The organism is Chishuiella sp. (assembly GCF_032109125.1).
Lineage (GTDB): Bacteria > Bacteroidota > Bacteroidia > Flavobacteriales > Weeksellaceae > Empedobacter.
Genome location: NZ_DAMCLZ010000017.1, coordinates 38,659 through 59,981 on the forward strand (window position 1 = coordinate 38,659; position 21,323 = coordinate 59,981).

Annotated in this window: 20 protein-coding genes; 12 read left to right on the top strand and 8 right to left on the bottom strand. The window is 26.9% G+C overall.

Translation table 11 applies throughout. From position 1 onward, the window contains the following. Positions 1 to 2 precede the first annotated feature (2 nt). A complete protein-coding gene (blaOXA, locus tag RT575_RS14135) occupies positions 3 to 812 on the top strand; it encodes a class D beta-lactamase (protein ID WP_313581712.1) in 810 nt (269 codons plus the stop codon). Between the two features lie 45 nt (positions 813 to 857). On the opposite strand, the gene RT575_RS14140 is transcribed toward blaOXA, so the two are convergent. Then, on the bottom strand, positions 858 to 1,352 hold the full coding sequence (locus RT575_RS14140; RefSeq protein WP_313386081.1) for a TlpA disulfide reductase family protein: 495 nt from the start codon (positions 1,350 to 1,352) through the stop codon (positions 858 to 860). 167 nt (positions 1,353 to 1,519) lie between these two features. Here RT575_RS14140 and RT575_RS14145 point away from each other — a divergent pair, with 167 nt between their 5' ends. Then, positions 1,520 to 3,535, top strand: a complete 2,016-nt coding sequence (locus RT575_RS14145; protein ID WP_313581714.1) for a TonB-dependent receptor domain-containing protein — start codon at positions 1,520 to 1,522, stop codon at positions 3,533 to 3,535. 83 nt (positions 3,536 to 3,618) lie between these two features. Here RT575_RS14145 and RT575_RS14150 read toward each other — a convergent pair whose 3' ends face one another. The 5 genes from RT575_RS14150 to folE form a co-directional block, all read right to left on the bottom strand. Next, complete coding sequence (locus tag RT575_RS14150) at positions 3,619 to 4,683, bottom strand: TonB-dependent receptor domain-containing protein (protein ID WP_313581747.1); 1,065 nt, start codon at positions 4,681 to 4,683, stop codon at positions 3,619 to 3,621. Further along, positions 4,602 to 5,789 (bottom strand): TonB-dependent receptor plug domain-containing protein, encoded by a 1,188-nt coding sequence (locus RT575_RS14155; RefSeq protein ID WP_313581716.1) that lies wholly within the window; start codon positions 5,787 to 5,789, stop codon positions 4,602 to 4,604. The genes RT575_RS14150 and RT575_RS14155 overlap by 82 nt, the downstream gene beginning before the upstream one ends. 165 nt (positions 5,790 to 5,954) lie before the next feature. Next, a complete protein-coding gene (locus RT575_RS14160) occupies positions 5,955 to 7,922 on the bottom strand; it encodes a putative porin (protein WP_313581717.1) in 1,968 nt (655 codons plus the stop codon). A gap of 95 nt (positions 7,923 to 8,017) precedes the next feature. After that, positions 8,018 to 9,490, bottom strand: a complete 1,473-nt coding sequence (gene cysS, locus RT575_RS14165) for a cysteine--tRNA ligase (protein ID WP_313386085.1) — start codon at positions 9,488 to 9,490, stop codon at positions 8,018 to 8,020. Between the two features lie 28 nt (positions 9,491 to 9,518). Beyond that, complete coding sequence (gene folE, locus RT575_RS14170; RefSeq protein ID WP_313373511.1) at positions 9,519 to 10,196, bottom strand: GTP cyclohydrolase I FolE; 678 nt, start codon at positions 10,194 to 10,196, stop codon at positions 9,519 to 9,521. Positions 10,197 to 10,334: 138 nt separating this feature from the next. On the opposite strand from folE, the gene RT575_RS14175 reads away from it, so the two are divergent. Beyond that, positions 10,335 to 10,721 (top strand): DUF2809 domain-containing protein, encoded by a 387-nt coding sequence (locus RT575_RS14175; RefSeq protein ID WP_313386086.1) that lies wholly within the window; start codon positions 10,335 to 10,337, stop codon positions 10,719 to 10,721. Here RT575_RS14175 and RT575_RS14180 read toward each other — a convergent pair. After that, entirely contained in the window at positions 10,698 to 11,393 is a 696-nt protein-coding gene (locus RT575_RS14180) for an ABC transporter ATP-binding protein (RefSeq protein ID WP_313581720.1), read from the bottom strand. The two genes, RT575_RS14175 and RT575_RS14180, sit on opposite strands and share 24 nt — an antisense overlap. A gap of 16 nt (positions 11,394 to 11,409) precedes the next feature. Continuing rightward, a complete protein-coding gene (locus tag RT575_RS14185; RefSeq protein ID WP_313581722.1) occupies positions 11,410 to 12,891 on the bottom strand; it encodes a DUF5687 family protein in 1,482 nt (493 codons plus the stop codon). Positions 12,892 to 13,137: 246 nt separating this feature from the next. On the opposite strand from RT575_RS14185, the gene RT575_RS14190 reads away from it, so the two are divergent. From RT575_RS14190 to RT575_RS14230, 9 genes are all read left to right on the top strand, one after another. Then, positions 13,138 to 14,379 carry a hypothetical protein gene (locus tag RT575_RS14190; RefSeq protein ID WP_313581724.1) on the top strand — a complete coding sequence of 414 codons (1,242 nt, stop codon included), beginning with the start codon at positions 13,138 to 13,140 and terminating at the stop codon, positions 14,377 to 14,379. Positions 14,380 to 14,540: 161 nt separating this feature from the next. Next, complete coding sequence (locus tag RT575_RS14195; protein WP_313581726.1) at positions 14,541 to 14,822, top strand: GNAT family N-acetyltransferase; 282 nt, start codon at positions 14,541 to 14,543, stop codon at positions 14,820 to 14,822. A 242-nt stretch (positions 14,823 to 15,064) separates the two neighbouring features. Next, positions 15,065 to 16,105 (top strand): methionine ABC transporter ATP-binding protein, encoded by a 1,041-nt coding sequence (locus tag RT575_RS14200; protein ID WP_313581728.1) that lies wholly within the window; start codon positions 15,065 to 15,067, stop codon positions 16,103 to 16,105. After that, a complete protein-coding gene (metI, locus tag RT575_RS14205) occupies positions 16,086 to 16,739 on the top strand; it encodes a methionine ABC transporter permease MetI (protein WP_313581730.1) in 654 nt (217 codons plus the stop codon). Before RT575_RS14200 ends, metI begins: the two co-directional genes overlap by 20 nt. Before the next feature lie 6 nt (positions 16,740 to 16,745). After that, complete coding sequence (gene metQ, locus RT575_RS14210) at positions 16,746 to 17,561, top strand: methionine ABC transporter substrate-binding lipoprotein MetQ (protein ID WP_313581732.1); 816 nt, start codon at positions 16,746 to 16,748, stop codon at positions 17,559 to 17,561. Positions 17,562 to 17,989: 428 nt separating this feature from the next. Beyond that, positions 17,990 to 18,871: an aspartyl protease family protein gene (locus tag RT575_RS14215; RefSeq protein WP_313581733.1), complete on the top strand. Its 882-nt coding sequence runs from the start codon at positions 17,990 to 17,992 to the stop codon at positions 18,869 to 18,871. Positions 18,872 to 18,896: 25 nt separating this feature from the next. Continuing rightward, positions 18,897 to 19,427, top strand: coding sequence for a hypothetical protein (locus RT575_RS14220; protein ID WP_313581735.1), 531 nt, complete (start codon positions 18,897 to 18,899; stop codon positions 19,425 to 19,427). A 22-nt stretch (positions 19,428 to 19,449) separates the two neighbouring features. Then, positions 19,450 to 19,986 (top strand): GNAT family N-acetyltransferase, encoded by a 537-nt coding sequence (locus tag RT575_RS14225; protein WP_313581737.1) that lies wholly within the window; start codon positions 19,450 to 19,452, stop codon positions 19,984 to 19,986. A gap of 381 nt (positions 19,987 to 20,367) precedes the next feature. Continuing rightward, positions 20,368 to 21,276: an NAD(P)/FAD-dependent oxidoreductase gene (locus RT575_RS14230; protein WP_313581738.1), complete on the top strand. Its 909-nt coding sequence runs from the start codon at positions 20,368 to 20,370 to the stop codon at positions 21,274 to 21,276. Positions 21,277 to 21,323: the final 47 nt, after the last annotated feature.

The window sequence follows — 21,323 nt, forward strand, 5'->3', positions numbered from 1 at the left end:
AAATGAAAAAGATTCTCGCTATTTTATTATTCTTCTTAATCGGATTTAATGTAAATGCTCAATCCAATCATACAGTTGAAATGAAATTTGAAGAAATTTTAAATCATTCCAATGTTAAAGGATCAATTCTAATTTTAGATTATCAAAATAATCAATATTATTCTAATAATTTTAATTGGGCTAATACTGGATTTATACCTGCATCAACATTCAAAATACCAAATTCTATTATTGGATTAGAATTAAATATTTTGAAAGACGAAAACACAATCTTTAAGTGGAATGGAGAAAAAAGAGCAATGTCTATTTGGGAAAAAGATTTAACTTTAAAAGAAGCTTTCAGTCTTTCTTGTGTTCCTTGTTACCAAGAATTAGCTCTAAAAATAGGATATGATAGAATGTCAAAATATTTAAAAAAACTGAATTATAATCATATGGTTTTTGATAAAAAAACAATTAATAATTTTTGGCTAACTGGTGGTTCTAAAATATCACAAATGGAACAAATAGATTTTTTAAAAAGACTGTATTTTTCTAAACTACCAATAAAGAAAAAAACACATGATATTCTAAAAAATATAATGATTAGAGAGCAAAATAATGAATATATACTAAGTGGAAAAACTGGTTGGGGAATTAGTGAAGATGAAAATATTGGTTGGTATATTGGTTATTTAGAAAAAGATAAAAACGTTTACTTTTTTGCTTTAAATATCAATTCAACAACAAACACAAATATGGATAATTTTGCTCAAATAAGAATTGAAGCTATAAAAGAAAGTTTTAAAATTTTAGATATTCTTCAAAAATAAAAAAGAGAGTGTTTTCTTAAAACACTCTCTTTTTTAATTATATCATTACTTTTTTATAAAATTAAATATTTGATTAGCTTCTACAGAACCTTTTTTTACTGTAACAAATTTTTTATCCTTATCAAATAAATAAAATGTAGGAATAGAAGTTGGTTGAAAAATAGGTGCAAATTCATAATTAGAATCATATAATAATTCTACATTTTTATTATCTAAAAATTTTGGAGCATGTTCTTTTAGGAATGGAATTACATCCTTTGCTTCGTATTCAGAAACTAAAATAATCTGTACATTTTTTAAATATTCATCATAATTATTATTAAAATGATTTAAAGCCAATTGACAATGAATACAAGTTGGAGAAAATAAAGCAATCAATGTTTGTTTACCTTTTTTTATTTCTTTAGAGTCAAATACTCCGTCAGATTGCATTTTAACAAATGAAAATTCAGGAATTGTTTTTAAAGAACCATTGTTTTCTTGAGCAAAAACTATAAAAGAAAACAAAACTAAAACGAATGTTGTAAATATTTTTTTCATTATATATTGATAATTTCAATGGAGTGAAGTTAATGTATTTATTTAAATTTATTACTTCATTTGATATAAAAGGTGAGTAAAATCACATAAGGTTAATTTTATTTATTCTAAATAAAATGTTAATATTGCACAATATTTATTTAGAATAATTAAAAAAAAATTAACACATGAAGTTAAATAAATTCTTACTAGCTACCCTTTTTGTAGGAACTTCTTTTTACTTAAATGCACAAAAAAAAGATAGTACAGACTATACATTAGATCAAGTAGTAATTACTGGAAGTGGTTATGAACAAAAAATAAAAGATGCTCCTGCAACGATATCTGTAATTACACAAAAAGAAATAAAAATGAAAGCGTACCGTGACATTACGGATGCTTTACAAGACGTACCTGGTGTATTTATTACTGGAGGAGGAAGTACAAGTGATTTTTCTATTAGGGGTACAGACTCCTCTCATACAATGGTTTTAATTGATGGGAAAAGAGTAAATTCTAGAGAAACAAGACCTAATTCAGACGGTCCTGGAATAGAACAAGGCTGGATGCCGCCAATCGAAGAAATTGAACGTATAGAAGTAATTAAAGGACCTATGTCTTCATTATATGGTTCAGATGCAATGGGCGGTGTTATTAATATCATTACTAAAAAAAGTACAAATCAATGGAGAGGTACCTTAGGAACAAATGGTACTGTACAAACACATAGTGCAGCCGGAAATACATATCAAATCAACGGTTATACATCTGGCTCAATTGTTAAAGATTTATTAAAATTAAAAATCGGTGCAAACTATTCTAAACGTGAAGAAGACAAATTTATGTTTGGATTCACAGAACGTATAATAAAGAGTGTCGATGCCCAATTAGATTTTACACCTACAAAAAAAGATGTATTTAGTTTTGCATTTAACCATAATAGACAAGAAAGAAACCAAACACCTGGAAAAACTTTAGCTGCAAATGGTAAAGCAACAAACACTCATTATGATCGAAATGCATTTACACTTTCTCATGCTGGTGATTATAATAATTTTCATACAAAATCATATTTACAGTACGATAAGACACAAAATCCTACAAGAAGCATGGATTATTCTACTATAGTTGCAAATACAATAAATAACTTCAATATAAAACAACATACTATTACTTTTGGTGGTGAGTATCGTTATGAAAATCTTGAAGACAAAGGAAATCAACTTGCTGTAGATGGTGTTGTATTAGATAAATTAACTCGTTGGAATTTCTCACTTTTTGCAGAAGCAAATTGGAAAATCTTCGAAAAATTAAATTTAGTTACTGGTGCTCGTTATGACAACGATGAAAATTACGGAAGCAACTTTACTCCAAGAGCTTACTTAGTATATGATTTAACTAAAAACTTTACTGTAAAAGGTGGTATTTCATCTGGATATAAAGCGCCAGCACTTAGAGCAGTTGCTCCTGGTTGGGGACAAGCTACAGGTGGAACTAACGGAAATGCTATGATTATTGGAAATCCTAATTTAAAACCTGAAAAAAGTATTAATTTTGAGGCAACAGCAATGTTCGAAGATGACTCTAAAAAATTCAATATTAGTGCAACAGCTTTCTTAACTAATTTTAAAGAAAAATTAGTTGAAATAAGACTTTGTGATAAAGACATTCCAGATAATACTTGTGATCGATTTCAACCAATATATGGAGAAGTATATGATTTTGTTTCTCAAAGAAATAATATTGATAAAGCTAGAATGAAGGGTGTAGAAGTTAGTACTTCTGTAAAAATATTACCTCAATTAAATCTTAAAGCAAACTATACTTATACAGAAACATTATCACTATCCCACTCAATGCCTGATCTTTATAAGAAAAACTTAACAAGATTACCAAAAAACATGGCTAATGCAACATTATCTTGGGATACTAGTAAAACGTTACAGTTATGGTCTAGATGGAATTATAGAGGAAAAACAACAGGAGGAATTATTAGAAATTCATATAATCCAGTTCCAATTCCAGAATATAATTTATTTGATTTAGGAAGTGTATTTAACTTTACAAAATCATTACAAATGACTTTTGGAGTTTATAATATTTTTGATAAAAAAATTATAAACGATACTACATTAGGAACTAATAATTATGGATTTAGAATTGATGGATTACGCTACCAAGTAGGAGCTACATTCAAATTCTAATTGATACTTTTAGAAATAAATAAATCCGTTGTTATAATTAACAACGGATTTTATTTTTATGAGAAGATTTTTAAATAATTAGATTATAATTTAAATATAACCTGTCCAGCCATATTGAATGGATCAATTTGATTGATATATCCTCCTCTATAATATGAATTATAACCAACTTTATCAGTTATATTGTTAATAAATATACGGAAATCAAAACGTTTTAATGAATATCCAACCTGAGCATTCAACGTTGTATATTCTGGCATTAAAAATGGTTTTACTCCAGGAGTTGTATTATGAATAATTGTTTTTTGAGTATACTCATTTACAGGTCGTGATCCTACATAATATACCCCTGCTGATAATGATAATCCATCAATAAAAGAATTAGTATTTTGAAATCTATATTGTACCCATGCATTTGCTGTATTTCTTGGTGCATTCATAGGACGAGATCCATTTACATAGGCAGGAGAATCTTCATATTTTGCATCTAAATATGCATACCCTAATAATATTTGAACATTTGGTAAAGGACGTCCAGAAATATCAACTTCGACACCAGTTCTTTTTAAATCTCCAGCTAAGCCATAAAACCCTGAATTATTACCTGCACTATTTAAAATCTGATAAGAAAGATTCTCATTTTTCATATCAAAGTATGTAACATTTGCTCGTAAACGATCATTAAACCAATCTGTTTTAATACCAAATTCTATTTGTTTTGTTCTTGATGTTCCTACGGTCCCTCCTCCTTCTAAAGGATTTGTCGAACTTCTTAAACTTGAAGTTGTTGTATATGATCCGAAAAGATTAATATTCTTTACAGGAGATATCATTAATCCAATCATTGGATCAAGAACATCTTTAGAATCACTTCCTGAGAAAGACCATCTTAAAGCTCCGACTACTTTTACATAATCAGTAATATTTAATTGATGTTGTGTCATAAATCCATAGTAGTATCCTTCATCTATTGGAGTATATGTAGACATATTCATTTGACTCCAATCAAAATTAGATGGTACTGTATTATCAATATTACCTAATACATTATCTATTTGTCTATCTGCTAATGCAACTGTTGCAGAACTTCTAGCATCAACTCTATATTTTGTATAATCATAACCAGCTTGCCAATTCCATTTAAAGATTCCAGATTTTTACCCATAACGTCAATCTGTACAGTAGAATTTCTATCATCTCTAGTAGATCTACTCATACTTCTACTACGCTTTAAATAATTAACTGTACCATTTTCCCTTATTAAACCTAACGCTGTGCCTTGTTGATCCCTATCATTATATGAAGCATAATATGCAGCTCTTACACTAATTTTATCTGTTAATTCTCTTGTTGCTCTAAAAGAGTAGGTAATAGCTTCACTTTTATCAAAATCAGTATTAAAGCCTAAAAATCGATGTCCCATATTAACAATAGCTTGTGTATCATCTGCTGCTAAATTAACTGTTCCTCTATCTGGAACACCATCAAAATTTAAGTAATCCATTTCAGCTATAATCTCAGTCTTATCATCAGGACGCCAAGCTAATGATGGCTGTATATAAAATCTTTTATTTTTCACAACATCTCTATAACTATCTCCTTGTTGATAAGCTCCATTTAAACGAAAAGCAAGACTTTTATCATTTGTTAATACATGTTGTACATCAAAAGTTGTTCTTACTTGATTCCAAGAACCAACTCTTAAGCCAACATTAGCTGCATTAATAAATCTAGGTGTTTTTGTAACTAAATTTATAACTCCACCAGCAGAACCTAATCCACTACCTACTCCTTGCGTAATAGCTGATGATCCTTTTATTACTTGTATTGATTCTACACCTTGCATATCTGCAATTCCACTAGCAGTTCTAAAATCAGAATCTTGACGAACACCATTTCTTAAAATAGGGACACCTCTAAATCCTCTAATAGACATTGATTCCCTATTTCCTCCATAAGATCCAAACAATGTTACTCCTGGTACATTTCGAACGGCATCTGTAATTGTTAAAGCTCCTTGATCTTGTATTAATTTATCTGATATTATAGAAATAGATTGAATTTGATTTTGAGAAGAAATTGGAAATCGTGTAATTGATTCTAATCCCCTCTGTTGGCGATTTCTATCACCAAAAATCTCAACCTGATCTAGATCATTTATTGAATCATTGGTATTTTTCTTAGTTTCTTGTGCGTAGATGGAAGAAAAACTAAGAATTGATAAAATTGAAAGTAGAAATGAATTCTTTCTCATAATTCTTTGTATTAAGATATTTTAACACAAAAATAAAATTTAATTATTCTAAATAAAAGTAAAGTGACAAGTATCATTTTATTCATTTAACTAATATTGAACTAATTAAATAAAAATAGCGATCATCTTTGATCGCTATTTTTTTATATAATATTTTAATTAATTTTAACTAAATATATTCCATTTAACACCAAGTTGAAATTTAAAATCTTTGTAAGGGACATTTGGTGCTGCAAAATAATCTGGTTTACTAGAAAATGAAGCATTAAAATGTTCTCCACGGATATAAAACCTCATATTTCTTACTTTAAAATTTATAAAAAGATCCATAATAGGGTATCCCCCTATTTGTTGAGTACTACTTGGATCTTGTAAAGCAAATTCATTTAATACAGGGATAAATCTCTGTCCATTATATTTTGTAAAATAAGTAAAATTAATACCTGCTTGTAATTGAGCATTTTTACTATAAATTTCTCCTTGCCAATATAATGTTTCTCTTATCAATAAATCTGGTAAAGGCATATAATCTTCATTTTTAGCAACTTTCTGATATTGAATAGTTGATACTAAATTTATATTACCAAATCGTAAATGATTTTCTCCTTTTAATTTAAAATATTTAATATCTTGATCTAATTGCTTATATGTTAAATCAGAATCCAAATAAACATAATTATTTATATTATATAAAGATCCTTCAAGTGAAGTATTAATTTTTTCTAAATTTAATTTTGCAAATATATTTTGTGTATCAATTGTTTTAAATTGATTAGCATAATTAAATTTAGCAAAGAAACTCTGATTATAAATTGAATTTAAAGAAGGTATTTTTGCTTGAGAAAGTGCACCTACAGAAAGAGTATAGCCTTTTACTGGAGTAAAATCTAATACAGCATTAATATCATATACGCTATTATAATTCTGACTTTCTAAATACTCCACATTTCCACGAAGTTTTAATCTCTCATTCCAATCAAAATCAACTTTACTTACAAAACCAAAAAGATTTTCTTTAATCTCTCTCGGGTTATTAATATCATATAAAACTGTTCCATCAGTATTTTGAGCTGTTGCTACTAAAGGTAATTCAGAAAAAACACTTAAATTTTGAAATTTAACTCCAGCTTCTATTTGTACACGATCTGTCCACTGAAAACCAGCTGTTGTTACATTCGAAAAATCTGTAGCATTCTTTAAATTATTTGTGCCGACTCCTGAAACTAGAGAAGTTGAATATAAACTTGCATTTGGAGATGAATCTTGATATCTAAACTTTTGCTTTTCATAAGTTACTGTGTTTTTCAAAATTACAGGATTATAGTAAGTTGAATCTTTCAGATTCAATCTTTTTAAAATTCCATAAGAAGCATTCACTTGAATTCTACGTGCATTAAATTCAGATTTAGCTGTTTGAGAATTTACATCAATATTACTAACATTAGTTAGTCTACGTTCTTTCTGTAAAATAAAATCATCTATATCTGTAATTCCTCCATTCTCGTTATTTTTCAAATTTTGAGCAGCATAATGCCACCATAATTTAAATCGTTCTGATTTTGTTTTATAATTAGATGAAAAAACAAATGTATTATTTTGTGCTTTATCATTTTTATAACGACCTTCAGAAATTAAACCTCTATAATGAAACGTATAATTAAATTGTTTATTAATGTTATGAGAAAATGTTGAAGAAAGAAAACTTCCTTGCTTTACTCCGTTTTCATAAACAAATTCTGTATATGGGTTTTTTACATCATAATATTTAATATCATCAGCTGTATAATAATTATATTTTTTCCCTGTAGGAAGCATGCTTGTAGAAAAAGGAGAATCTGTATGCTCTAAATCTACTACTACACCACCAACGTTTGGAAAGAATATTTTACCAAAAGCATCTTTCTTAATAAAATTCTGATTGTAAAAATTTTTAATACTCAATGTTGTATCAATAACCTCAGGTTTTTGATTATTTGTCCAGTATTTAAAATCGTCAATTTTTGTTTTAAAATATGTTACAGAATCATTTGTTGATGATCCTTTTAGCGGTCTTAAAATTTTTATAGAATCATTTTCTTGTGCTTGCGCAAATGCATTTCCTAATAAAAATAAACCAATGATTGTTTTTTTCATCCTATAGAATAAATCGTTACAAAAGTAAACTAAAATTGAGATATACAAAAAAACCCACCTATTTCTAAGTGGGTTAAAAATATTATAAATCTTTCTTAAAAAGAATATGTTGTTCCCTCTGATCCATCTTTTAGTTGAATACCTAAATCACTTAATTGATCACGAATTTGATCAGATAAAGCCCAATTTTTATCAACTCTTGCCTGATTACGCATTTCGATAAGCATTTTTACAACACCATCTAATTTATCAGAGCTCTCATTGATATCTTCTGTATCTAAACCTAAAACTTCGCGAACAAAGCCATTCATCAAAGTTTTTAATTTATCTAAGTCTTCAACATTAATATTTTCAAAACTATCTTTGATAGAGTTTATCATTTTTACAGCATCAAATAAATGAGCGATTAAAATAGGTGTATTAAAATCGTCATCCATTGCAGCATATAATTTTGCTTCAAGCTCAGTTATATTAACTGTTGATGTCTTCTTAGGAGTTATATTTTCTAATGTTTTTAATGATTCAACCAAACGATTGTATCCTTTCTCTGAGGCTAACATTGCATCATTAGAAATATCTAGAACACTTCTGTAATGTGCTTGTAAGAAACAAAAACGTACAACACTAGGATGAAAAGCTTTCTCAAAGAAATCATTATTCCCTGTTACTAATTGCATTGGTAAAATATAATTCCCTGTTGATTTACTCATTCTTTGCCCATTCATGGTAAGCATATTCGCATGCATCCAATATTTTACAGGATCATGACCATTACAACCTTTAGCTTGAGCAATCTCACATTCGTGATGAGGAAATTTAAGATCCATTCCTCCTCCATGAATATCAAAGAAATCTCCAAGATATTTTGTACTCATTACAGTACATTCTAAATGCCAACCAGGAAAACCTTCTCCCCAAGGAGATGACCAACGCATGATATGAGCTGGTGAAGCATTTTTCCATAATGCAAAATCTACAGGATTTTTTTTCTCTCCTTGACCATCTAAATCTCTAGTATTATTGATCAATTCTTCGATATTACGGTTACTTAATTCACCATAATTTAATCCTTTTTTATTGTAGGCTTCTACATCAAAATAGACAGATCCATTAACTTCGTAAGCAAAACCTAATTCAATTAATTTTTCTGCTAGTGCTATTTGCTCTAATATGTGTCCTGTTGCAGTAGGCTCTATAGTTGGAGGAAGTAGATTAAACTTTTCTAAAACCTTATGAAAATCAACCGTATATTTTTGAACGATTTCCATTGGTTCTAATTTTTCTAATTTTGATTGTTTTACAAAACGATCATTTTCTACATTTCCATCATCTGTTAAATGACCTGCATCAGTAATATTACGAACATATCGAACCTTGTATCCTAAAAATTTAAGATAACGATAAATCATATCAAAAGACATAAAGGTTCTCACATTCCCTAAATGTACATTACTATACACTGTAGGACCGCAAACATACATTCCAACATTATCTTGATTAATTGGTTCGAATATTTCTTTTTGCCCTGACAGGGAATTATGTACTTTTAATTGATTTTCTTTTACCATTTTATAGGATTTATTTACTTATTCTTTTTTAAACGTTGAAAGGAGTTTTCATTCCAATGTACGAAATAAATTCTTTTCTTAATTGCTCGTTATCTTTAAATACACCTCCGTATTCAGCTGTAACAGTACTCGATTCGATATCTTTTATACCACGAGAGTTTACACATAAATGTTTTGCATCAATAATACATGCTACATCTTCTGTACCTAAAGCCTCTTGCATTGCTTTTACAACTTGCATTGTTAAACGCTCTTGTACTTGAGGTCTTTTAGCAAAATATTCAACAATACGATTCATTTTAGATAATCCAATTACTTTTCCTTTTGAAATGTAACCAACATGAGCTCTTCCAACAATTGGTAAAAAATGATGTTCACAAGTAGAGTAAACAACAATATCTTTCTCAACCAACATTTGGTTATAATTATATTTATTTTCGAAAGTAGACATACCTGGCTTACGCTCTGGTAGTAATCCTCCAAAAATTTCTTTCACAAACATTTTTGCTACTCGTTTTGGAGTTCCTTTTAAACTATCATCTGTTAAATCTAAACCTAAAGTTTCCATGATATTACGGAAATCCGCTTCTATCTTTTCTATCTTTTCTTCTGGTGACAAATCAAACGCATCTGTTCTTAGAGGAGTTTCTAAACTAGATGAGAAATGTTCGTCTCCTATTTCATCATGAAGATCTTTATCACACATTATATAAAAATTTATGCAAATTTATAAAAGATAGCGATATAAAACCTTATCTATTATCAATTATTACACATATTACGATTTGTATTATTTATATTTATTCTTAAAAGGAAAAAATATAATTATAAAAATAAAATAAACATGTTTAAATTCAACCTAAAATCATTTACAATAGCATTTATCATTTTTGTTATTGAAGTCATTATTGCTATTTACATTCATGATAAAATTATTCGTCCTTTTGTAGGAGATATTTTAGTTGTTATTTTTATTTACTATTTCATAAAAGCATTTCTCAAAATAAAGCCAATATACATTGCTATTTTTACTCTAATCTTTTCTTTTGTTGTAGAAATATTACAATATTTTAATTTTGTTAATATAATAGGTCTAGGACATAATAAAGCTGCTCGAATAATTATTGGAACTTCATTTTCTTGGATCGATTTATTATGTTACCTAATCGGATTTTTATGTTTATTCTTATTAGATAAAAAATTACAATTAAACTGTAAAAAAACTTTCTAACTCTTCTAAAGTCTGTGTTGATGTTTCGATATCTTTTACCAACTCTCCTTTGTTAAGAGCTATAATTCGAGTAGAAATTTCTACTGTATGGTTAATATCGTGACTAGAAATAAGAATTGTTTTTTCTCTATTTAAAGTTAAATCTTTTATCAAATTCTTTAATCTAATTTGTGTTGATGGATCAAGATTAGCGAATGGTTCGTCAAGGATAATAATTTTTGGATCACCTATTAACGTTGCTATAATACCAACCTTTTTTTGATTTCCTTTCGAAAAATCCCTTAAATATTTTTTCTTTCCTAGAATTTCACCATTGAAAAAATCGCTATATTGAGTAATAAATTGATCTATGCTTGCTCTATTTTGACCACGTAAATCTCCTATGAAATAAAAATACTCTTCTGGAGTAAGATAATTAATCAAAAAACTCTCATCAAGAAAAGCTGTTGTAAACTTTTTCCAATCTTCACTTCTGTTCACTTGAATATCATTCAATGTAATATTTCCTGTTGTAGGAGGAATTAAGTCAAGCATTAAACTAAACAACGTTGTTTTTCCTGCTCCATTATTTCCTACTAATCCTACACTTTCTCCTTTACTTATTTTTAAATGATCTATATGTATAACTTTTGTTACTCCGTATTGTTTTGATATATTATTTATTTGAATCATTTCTTAGTTTTAATAGTTAGATATTGTCTTCTTTAAAGCCATATAATGCTTGATATTTTCTTAATTGATAAGATTTTATTATTGATTTATAAAAATAATTTTTCATAAAAAATCCAATAATTCCAATAATTGCTAAAACAGAAATAGCAATAGTAAAAGAAAAAATAAGTTTAAAGATAAACCAAATAAGACAAGGTGCTAAAACAAGAGGTATTGCAAGTAAATATTGTGCAGCTCCTGTACCTTGATAGTTCATAAATTGACTTTTACCTAAATCTATTCTCTTTCTATTGTTTGCTCCAAATCGAAGAATTAAAGGAACATTTATTCCTATATTATAAATAGCACAAGCGATATTTAATAATAAAATATCGTAACCAAAATAAGCATAAAAAGAGGTTAGTACTGTCATTATACCTATAGAAAAATACATTAATGTAGCTTTTGATTTTAAATATAGTTTCATAGGTATATTTTGTGTCATCATTAGAGGATAATATGAGCTATCCCAAGCAGGAATAAACTGACCAAAATTAATAGCGAAAATACCTGTCATAAAAACACCTACAAAAGCTAACATTGCAGAATCTTTAAAATTATCATTTTGGTAAAATATCAAACCATAAAAAGCAAAAAACAAACACATATATAATGTAGATTTTGGACGTTTATTTCTCCAAATTAATTTTAAATCTAACTGCATAAATGGTGCAACTTCTCCAAAACGATGAACCCAAGAAAAATTATTCTCACTATAAGATTGTGAATCTGTTTTTAAATAATTATCTAGATAAAAATTTGACATTAAATTTTTCTTATTGACACTATAAAGAACAATTAAAATACCAATAGAAATTAAACACAAAAAAGGATAATACAAAATGAGATTAAATAGTTTGCCAAATAGATCAGTAATAGAAAAAACAGCAAGATATTCTAAACCTGAAAAAACAGCTATAAGAACTAAAAATGCTACAAATAATCTAGTATTATCCATTATTTTTTTCTGAAATAATATATTCAAAAAATTCATAATTAACCCTATAGAGTACATATTAATCAACCAACCAATTAAACCTATTGTAGTAAAATCATTTGTTTTAAAATTTAAAAACACAAATGGAGTTATTAACAAAGGTGTTAATAAGTTAAAAAACGAAAATATACTTTTACATAATATAAAATCAACAATAGCAGATCGTTTTATGTTCTGTATTAATAAAGGTTTTATATTAAGCACAGGAATTTTTTGCATCATGAATCTAATAACAAAGTCGAAAATAAACCATATGAATATGAACTTATTAACAATAAACATTGGTTTACTATCTGGAAATTGTTTTTGTAAAATTGGATGTAATGTTATTCCTAAAATAAACATCATTACAGCTAAATAAATCCCGAATACTCCTAAAAATATTTTTATTGACAAATCCCTTTCCAAGGAAGCTGATCGAATAAAAGATTTAATTTCTAAGCCAATAATTTTCGCAAACATAATAGTGTATTTATTATATAAGTAACTGTTTATATGGATTTGTTACAAAAATTATATCTGTTTTAATCAAAAAAAACTTTCCATTGCAATAGCGATTGGAATGGGAATCCTTTTATAAAAAACGAAAATTATATTTTTATAAATATAGTTTTTATAAAAGATTGGAAAGAAAAGTGCGACCGTAGGGATTGCCCAAAAAATCTGTTTTTAAATAAAAAATAAGTAAATTAGAGAAATATTTTTTACATGAAAATAGCAGAACTTTTAGAATCTACTTCAGAGAAAAAATTACTACAAGCATCAAAACTTCCTGTAAGAGAACTAGAAGAAGTAAAAAAAAATCATTTCATTGCTTTTGTTGATGATGGTAATGAAAGTTACGATGTTTCAATTGTTATAAAACATAATACAATTGTAGAAGATGTTTGTGATTGTAATGATAGTACTAAAAGTTTTTGTTTACACAAACTTGCTATAATAAAACAAATAGAATGTAATAAAAAATTTACTCCATCTACTAAAAAAGGAAAAAGACTAAAAAAAATAAATGAGACCGATGTTTTGATTAATCAAATAGATCCTGATGATTTAAAAATTTGGTTGAGTAATTATCTTAAAACAAATAAGGAAACTGAACGTCATTTTTTACTTGATTTTTCGAAAAAAGAAATTCAATTTACAGTTGACGAAGTAGAAAATATAATAAAAGATAGCATAAAATCTGTTATAGGAAATAAACGAGGTAAAGTTGCTATTTCTGAAGTAAAAAAGATTATTGATTTGTTAGAAAAGTCTTTATCTCCAATTGTTGATTATATTGAGCAAAATATACTTTCTACAGAAATTGTACTACCTATAACTTTAAAAATTTGTGATTTACTTTTAGAATTTCATCATAAAAGTAAAACGACAAGTGTTAGAATAGAAAATTTTATAAAGAATGTAATTGATAAATATGCTTTTTTCGTAAACAAAATAGAAGTTAAGCAACAATGGGAAAAAATAAGTTTGAAACATTGGGAAGATTTATTTATTAATATTGGAAATTATATTTCAATAAACCATATAAAACTTTGTTTTGAAATTTATTTAATTTCTTCTATTGAGAGAAAAAAAATAATTGCTGATTATGTTCTTAATAAATTAAAGTCAATCGAGAAAAATGAATTGAAGTATAATCAAGAAATTAATAATTATTTACTCACTATAATAATAGAAAATAATTTATTGAAAGAAACTATTGATTACTTTACGCCTATTTACTATAATAATGAATACAATGAAAAATTATTGAATGTATTAAAAATTATAGATGAAGAAAAAACAATTATTTACTGCAAAAAAATAATAGAATATAATAGAAACGAAAAATACAATTTACCTTTTTATAAAATATTAATTGAAATTTACGAAAAGCAAAACAACACAATTAAATTGACTGAATTAAAAAGAAAATTATTGCGTTTATTTCCACATTACGAAAACTAAAAGATTTCAACAATAGAGAATCTTACTATTTTTTTCTATATACATTATTTCAATTATAATAATTAGCAAACTACTTGATACTTCTTTTTAACATACATCAAGAAAAAATATTATAAATAAGTTTATTTTTGATAATATAAAAATCATAAAAAAGAAAACAGATGGAATTCATAAAAACAGATAACGGTAAAAAAGGAGCTTTTTCTGCAATTGATGGGGATAAAAAAGCTGGAGAAATGACTTATACTTGGGCTGGTGATAATAAAATTATTATAGACCATACAGAAGTTGATGAAGCCTACGGTGGACAAGGAATAGGAAAAAAGATTTTAGTAAATATATTAGATTGGGTAAGAAAAGATAATATAAAAGTAATTCCATTGTGCCCTTTTGCAAAAGCACAATTCGAAAAGAATGAGGATTTTAGAGATGTTTTAGCTTAAGAAATTATTACTATTAAAACCTTCAACAAACTATAAGTTTATTAAATTAAATATTATTTATAGAAATATTTTCTGAAAATTACATAAACTATAGAAATAAAATCATTTTATTTGTTGGATTTCAAAGTTATATACAATAATTTTTGGAAAAATGGTTAAATGCCCATAACTTTGGTAGACTAATAAAAGTATATCAAAAATAAACCTTTCATCCTGATAATGAGAGGTTTTTATTATTATAAATGATTGAATTAAAGAATATATCTAAAACATTTCGAACTTCGAAAAAGAAAACTACTGCCCTTAATAATGTATCTTTAAAAATTGATCAAGGAAAAATTTTTGGAATCATTGGTAAATCTGGTGCAGGAAAAAGTACGCTTATTCGTTGTGTAAATTTGTTGGAAAAACCGGACCAAGGTGAAGTTTGGGTAGATAATATTAATCTACTTGAATTAAGCGAATCAAAATTAACAATGGAAAGACGAAAAATCGGTATGATTTTTCAACATTTCAATTTATTATCTTCTAGAACTGTTGAAGATAACATTGCTTTACCTTTAGAATTAATTGGTACGCCAAAATCAGAAATAAAAGATCGTATTAATGAGCTTTTGCATTTGGTAGGAATTAGTGAAAAGGCGAAAGAATATCCTGCAAATTTATCTGGAGGACAAAAGCAACGTGTTGCAATTGCACGTGCATTAGCAAGTAAACCTGCACTATTATTATGTGATGAGGCTACAAGCGCACTGGATCCAGCAACGACGAAATCGATATTAAAACTTCTGAAAGAAATTAATCAAAAACTAAACATTACAATACTTCTTATTACTCATGAAATGGAGGTTATAAATAGTATTTGTGATGAAGTCGGGGTTATTGATAATGCTATGTTAGTAGAACATGGAACAGTTGAAGAAATTTTTACAAATCCTAAAGAAGAAATAACTAAAGAATTTATTTCGGAATCTTTAGATTTAAGCTTGCCTCCTTTCTTCCAAAAAAATATTACAGAAGAAAAAAGTAATCACCAATATTCTATTTATAAATTAATTTTCACTAATCAACCTCAGTATAATACTGTGATTGAAGATGCAAAAAAATTATATGATACAGATATCGAAATCATTAATTCTAGAATAGAATATGCTGGTTCTATAAATTATGGTACATTTTTTATTAAAGTAAATACAGAAAAAAACACGACTTTAATAGAAAATTATTTCAACGAACAAAGGTTTAACATTCAAAAAATAGGCTATGTCAGAAACAATCATTAATCTTTTAATCAAAGGTACATGGGAAACGATTGTAATGACATTTGTTTCAGGATTTTTTGGATTCCTTATTGGTTTACCTGTTGGTATTTTACTTTTTCTAACACGAAAAGATCAGTTGTTGGAAAATAAATTTATTCACCAAGTTGTATCATTCTTTGTAAATATTTTCCGATCAATACCATTTATCATTCTTATTGTTTGGATGATACCATTTACACGAGCTATTGTTGGTACATCTATTGGAGTTTCGGCAGCTTTAGTTCCTCTTAGTGTTGGTGCAGCTCCATTTATTGCTAGGTTAGTAGAAAATAGTCTTTTAGAAGTTCCTTATGGTTTAATAGAAGCTGCTAGATCTATGGGAGCTAAACCAATGCAAATCGTACAGAAGATATTATTACCAGAAGCATTACCATCAATCATAAATACAGCAACTATAACACTTATTACTTTAGTAGGTTATTCTGCTATGGGAGGTGCTGTTGGTGCTGGTGGTTTAGGCCAAATTGGTTACCAATATGGTTATGTTGGTTACGATACTGTTGTTATGAATACTGTACTCGTTCTACTAATAATTCTTGTATTCATCATACAATTTGTTGGCGATTATCTATCAAAAAAATTCAACCATAAATAATAAAATATGAAAAAATTAAATGTAACATTTATTCTCGCTCTTGTCTCTACCTTTATTTTATTTTCGTGTGGTGGAAAGAAAAGAGAAGAAGCTGCTAATACTATAAAAGTTGGTATTACGGCAGGACCTGAGCAAGAATTAGCAGAAGTAGCTAAAAAAGTAGCTAAAGAGAAATATAATCTCGATGTAGAATTGGTTTCATTCAATGAATACATTATGCCAAACGAATCATTAAACCAAGGAGATATTGACGTTAATGTTTATCAACACAAACCATTTATGGATGAACAAATAAAACAACGTGGATACAAACTAGCAATCATAGGTAAAACATTTGTTTTCCCAATTGTTGCTTATTCTAAAAAAATAAAATCAATTAACGAATTAAAAGACGGTAGTACAATTGCTATTCCTAATGATCCTACAAACGGAGGACGTTCTTTATTACTATTAGAAAAACAAGGTTTAATAAAATTAAAACCAAATGTTGGGCTATTACCGAAAATAACAGACATTGTAGAAAATCCTAAAAAGCTAGACATTATAGAGATTGATGGAGCACAATTACCTCGTGTATTAGATGATGCAAAGGTTACATTAGCAATTATTAATAATAACTTTGCTGTACAATCTGGTTTAGACAAAGACAAAGAAGGTATTTTCTCTGAAGATAAAGATTCTCCTTATGTTAACCTTGTAGTATCAAGAGAAGATAATAAAAATGATGAAAAAGTAAAACAATTTACAGAAGCTTACCAATCAGACGAAGTTGCTAAAAAAGCAGAAGAAATCTTTAAAGGTGGTGCTGTAAAAGGTTGGTAAAATTGTATTACCACACTTTCTAAATATTTCAATCCGAAGAAAAATAAATTTCTTCGGATTTTTTTTATTTCAAAAATCAACTTATATATCTTATTTAGGCCGTTCCCTCCGGTCGTGCTATCCATTACAATCTTTTATAAAAACTAAAAAAATCAGTTTTTATAAAAGGATTTTCATTACTATCACTAACGCAATTATATTCCTAGTTAACAAATATGTTACTTACTTTAGAAAGCAAATCAAAAGTAATAGACAATTACAATCACTGTATTAAAAAAAGAAACACCTTGCAAAGAGAAACTTTTATTATTAGATCCTGTAAATGAATGTTATCTTCCTTTAAATAAAATTAAAAAATAAAATTTGTTTATCTTTTTTTATAAATTTAATATTATTTTATAAATGCGTTCCAAAATAAAAACACAAGTATGATAAAACAAACTCTTCTAATTGTTTTTTTTGTCTTTTTAGCAATTAATTCATTTGCTCAATCCATTTTAAATGACACAATTAAAATGGTTATAAATAAACAAAATACAATATATATAAAAACTGTTTTCAACGAAAAAGATACATTAAATTTGAATTTTGATACAGGTACAAGTGAATTAGTTTTAACTCATGAGACAATAAAAAATAAATTAAAATCAACCATACAACTTTTTAATACATTTTATCCTCTAAAAATTGGAAAGCAAGTTTATAAAACAAAAATATATGATGCCGAACTATCTGGACATGATACTGACGGAAGATTTGGTTGGGATTTTTTTGATAACAATGTAGTTGAATTAAATTATGATAAAAACATAATGGTTATTAGTTCAAAAGTTCCTGAATATGTGCTAAATGATAGTACTTATACAAAACTTGTAATTAATTATTTTGATAATGTTTTTTCAGTAGAAAGCAAACTTATACAAAATGGAATTGAAGCTAAATACTCATTTCTATTTGATACTGGCTATCAAAGAACAGCTATGCTTGATAATGACTTGATGAAAGAAAATAATTTTCCTTTTGATAAAATGAAAGAAATAAAAAAAGTAATTATGAGAGGCGGACAAGGAAATAAAATTCCAGTAATTACATCTAATCTAGACTGTCTTAAAGTTGGGAATTATAATTTAAAAAATGTTCCTATTCAACAATTAACTATTAATAAACCAATGAAAGGAATTAATATACATATACTTGGTAACGAAGTTTTAAAAAGATTCAATACTTTTTTAGATTTTAAAAACAATATTGTTTACTTAAAACCAAATAAATTATACAATGAAGAATATATTGATAAAATCAATATATAATTATATTAAAGTTTAAATACATATTATGAAAACAACAAAATACATCATCACTAACTTTATTTTTTTATTTCTTATTTCATTCTCTTTTCAGAATAAAATAAATACAAACCAAAATAATATTATCGAAATAAATAAAGATGATGCAGAAAAATGGTTAGAAGATATTTTTAAATGCAAAAATTCTAACAGCTTATGTTACTCTATTGATAAAGAAGAAAAAATTTGTACCAAAAGATTCATGGATTTTTTAATTGATTCTAATGAAATTTATGGTCCTACAAATCTTACAGATCAAGAATTTACTGATGCTGAAATTAAATACAAGAAAAAATGGTCTAAAATATACCCATTATATACAGAAGAAATGTGGTTATTTGGAAGAGGACAAGATGATATAGAAAATATTAAAAAAGTAGAAATAACAAAAATATCTCCTTTAAAATATACTGTTTTTATAGATTATGATGGAGATATAAAAACAACAAATGAAGTTACTTTAGTTTCTACAAAAAATGGGTATAAGATAGATTATTGCAAAACTAAATTCTTAGATTAATTTCAACTAATTCAAATTAAACATGAAACTAAACTCTGATATAAGAATCATAACAAAACGATTAATTCTGCAACCTATTAGTGAAAAATACATCGATGAAATTAATAAAAATTTCACCAAAGAAATTACAACCTACATGCCATATGATCCTACAGGAAATAGAGAAGATACAATAAATTTTGTTTCAAATTCTATAGAAAACCTCAACATGCAAAAAGAAATTGTTTTTGTAGTACTTGATTCTATAACAAGAAATTTTATAGGTTGTTGTGGTATACATAATATAAATTCAAAATCTGTAGAAATTGGTTTATGGATAAAAAAAGAATCTCAGAGTAATGGTTTAGGAACCGAGATAGTGACTAATTTGGTTGATTTTATAGAACAAAATTTTTCTATCAATCATATTATTTATCCTGTTGATGAACAAAATATTAGAAGTCGAAAAATTCCTGAAAAATTAGGCTTCGAGAAATTTGCATATTATACCAAACCAAAAAATAATACAACAATTTTACATACAATTGAATATAGAAAATATTATAATGAGGTTATTTAAGCGTATTGTTTTCTGAATTATTTCTACTATTTTTTATGGTTCCTTAATTATGTAATTCTTTTATTTTGGATACGTATCTGCAATAGTGATTGAAGCGGCATCCTTTTTTGATTGGTCATTACATTTCGACCTAGTCATTGAGTGAAGTTGAAACGCAATGACCAAGTCGATAAATGTATCCAATCTAAAAAGATATAGTGAGAAAGCACGACGCGAAGCGATCGCCAAAAAGATAAATATAATTTTAAAAAAGTTTAAACAACTTGTATAATAACTAAAGATTATAGATTTTACACATTCGTATATAATGAAAACATATCAAAAATAATTAATGCAACATAGTTTCGTTTATGTTTTGTATTTAGATTTGTAAAAAAAAGAATGTTACAAAATCAAAAATTCGATGTTATCATAATAGGAGGAAGTTATGCAGGTCTTTCAGCTGCAATGTCATTAGGGAGATCTCTAAGAAAAGTTTTAATTATTGATAGTGGTTTACCATGTAATAAACAAACACCTCATTCACATAATTTTATTACACAAGATGGCGAAACACCAAATAATATTGCTAAAAAAGCTAGAGAACAAGTACTGAAATATGATACTATTATACTCTTAGATGCTGTAGCTGTAAAAGGAGTTAAAGTTGAAAATAATTTTCTTATTACAACGGATAAAAATGAAATATTTGAAGGAAGAAAAATAATTTTTGCTACAGGTATAAAAGATCATTTTCCTTCTATAAAAAATTTTTCTGATTGTTGGGGTATTTCTGTTATTCATTGTCCATATTGTCATGGTTATGAAGTAGCTTATAAAAAAACAGCTATACTAGCTAATGGAGAAAAAGCAATGCATATTGCTTCGCTAGTAAATAATCTAACAAAAGATTTAACTATACTAACAAATGGGGAAAAAAAATTTACAGACGAACAACTTTCAAAATTAATTAAACATAATATTCCTATTATTGAAAAAGAGATTACTGAAATAATACATGAGAACGGCTCAATTAAAAATATTATTTACAAAGATAACACAAGCATGAGTTTTGAAGTGATGTATGCTCCTGTTTCATTCTCTCAAAATTCTAATATTCCTAATCTATTAGGTTGTGAATTAGATGAACAAGGTTATATTAAAACCAATGATTTACAACAAACAACTGTAAAAGGTATTTGGGCTTGTGGAGACAATATAAAATCTATGCGTTCTGTAGCAAATGCTGTAGCTAGTGGAAATTTGACTGGTGCAATGGTAAATAAAGAATTGATAGATGAAGAATTCTAAAAGTAAAACCTATAAATATAAAAAGCGATCATTATGATCGCTTTTTA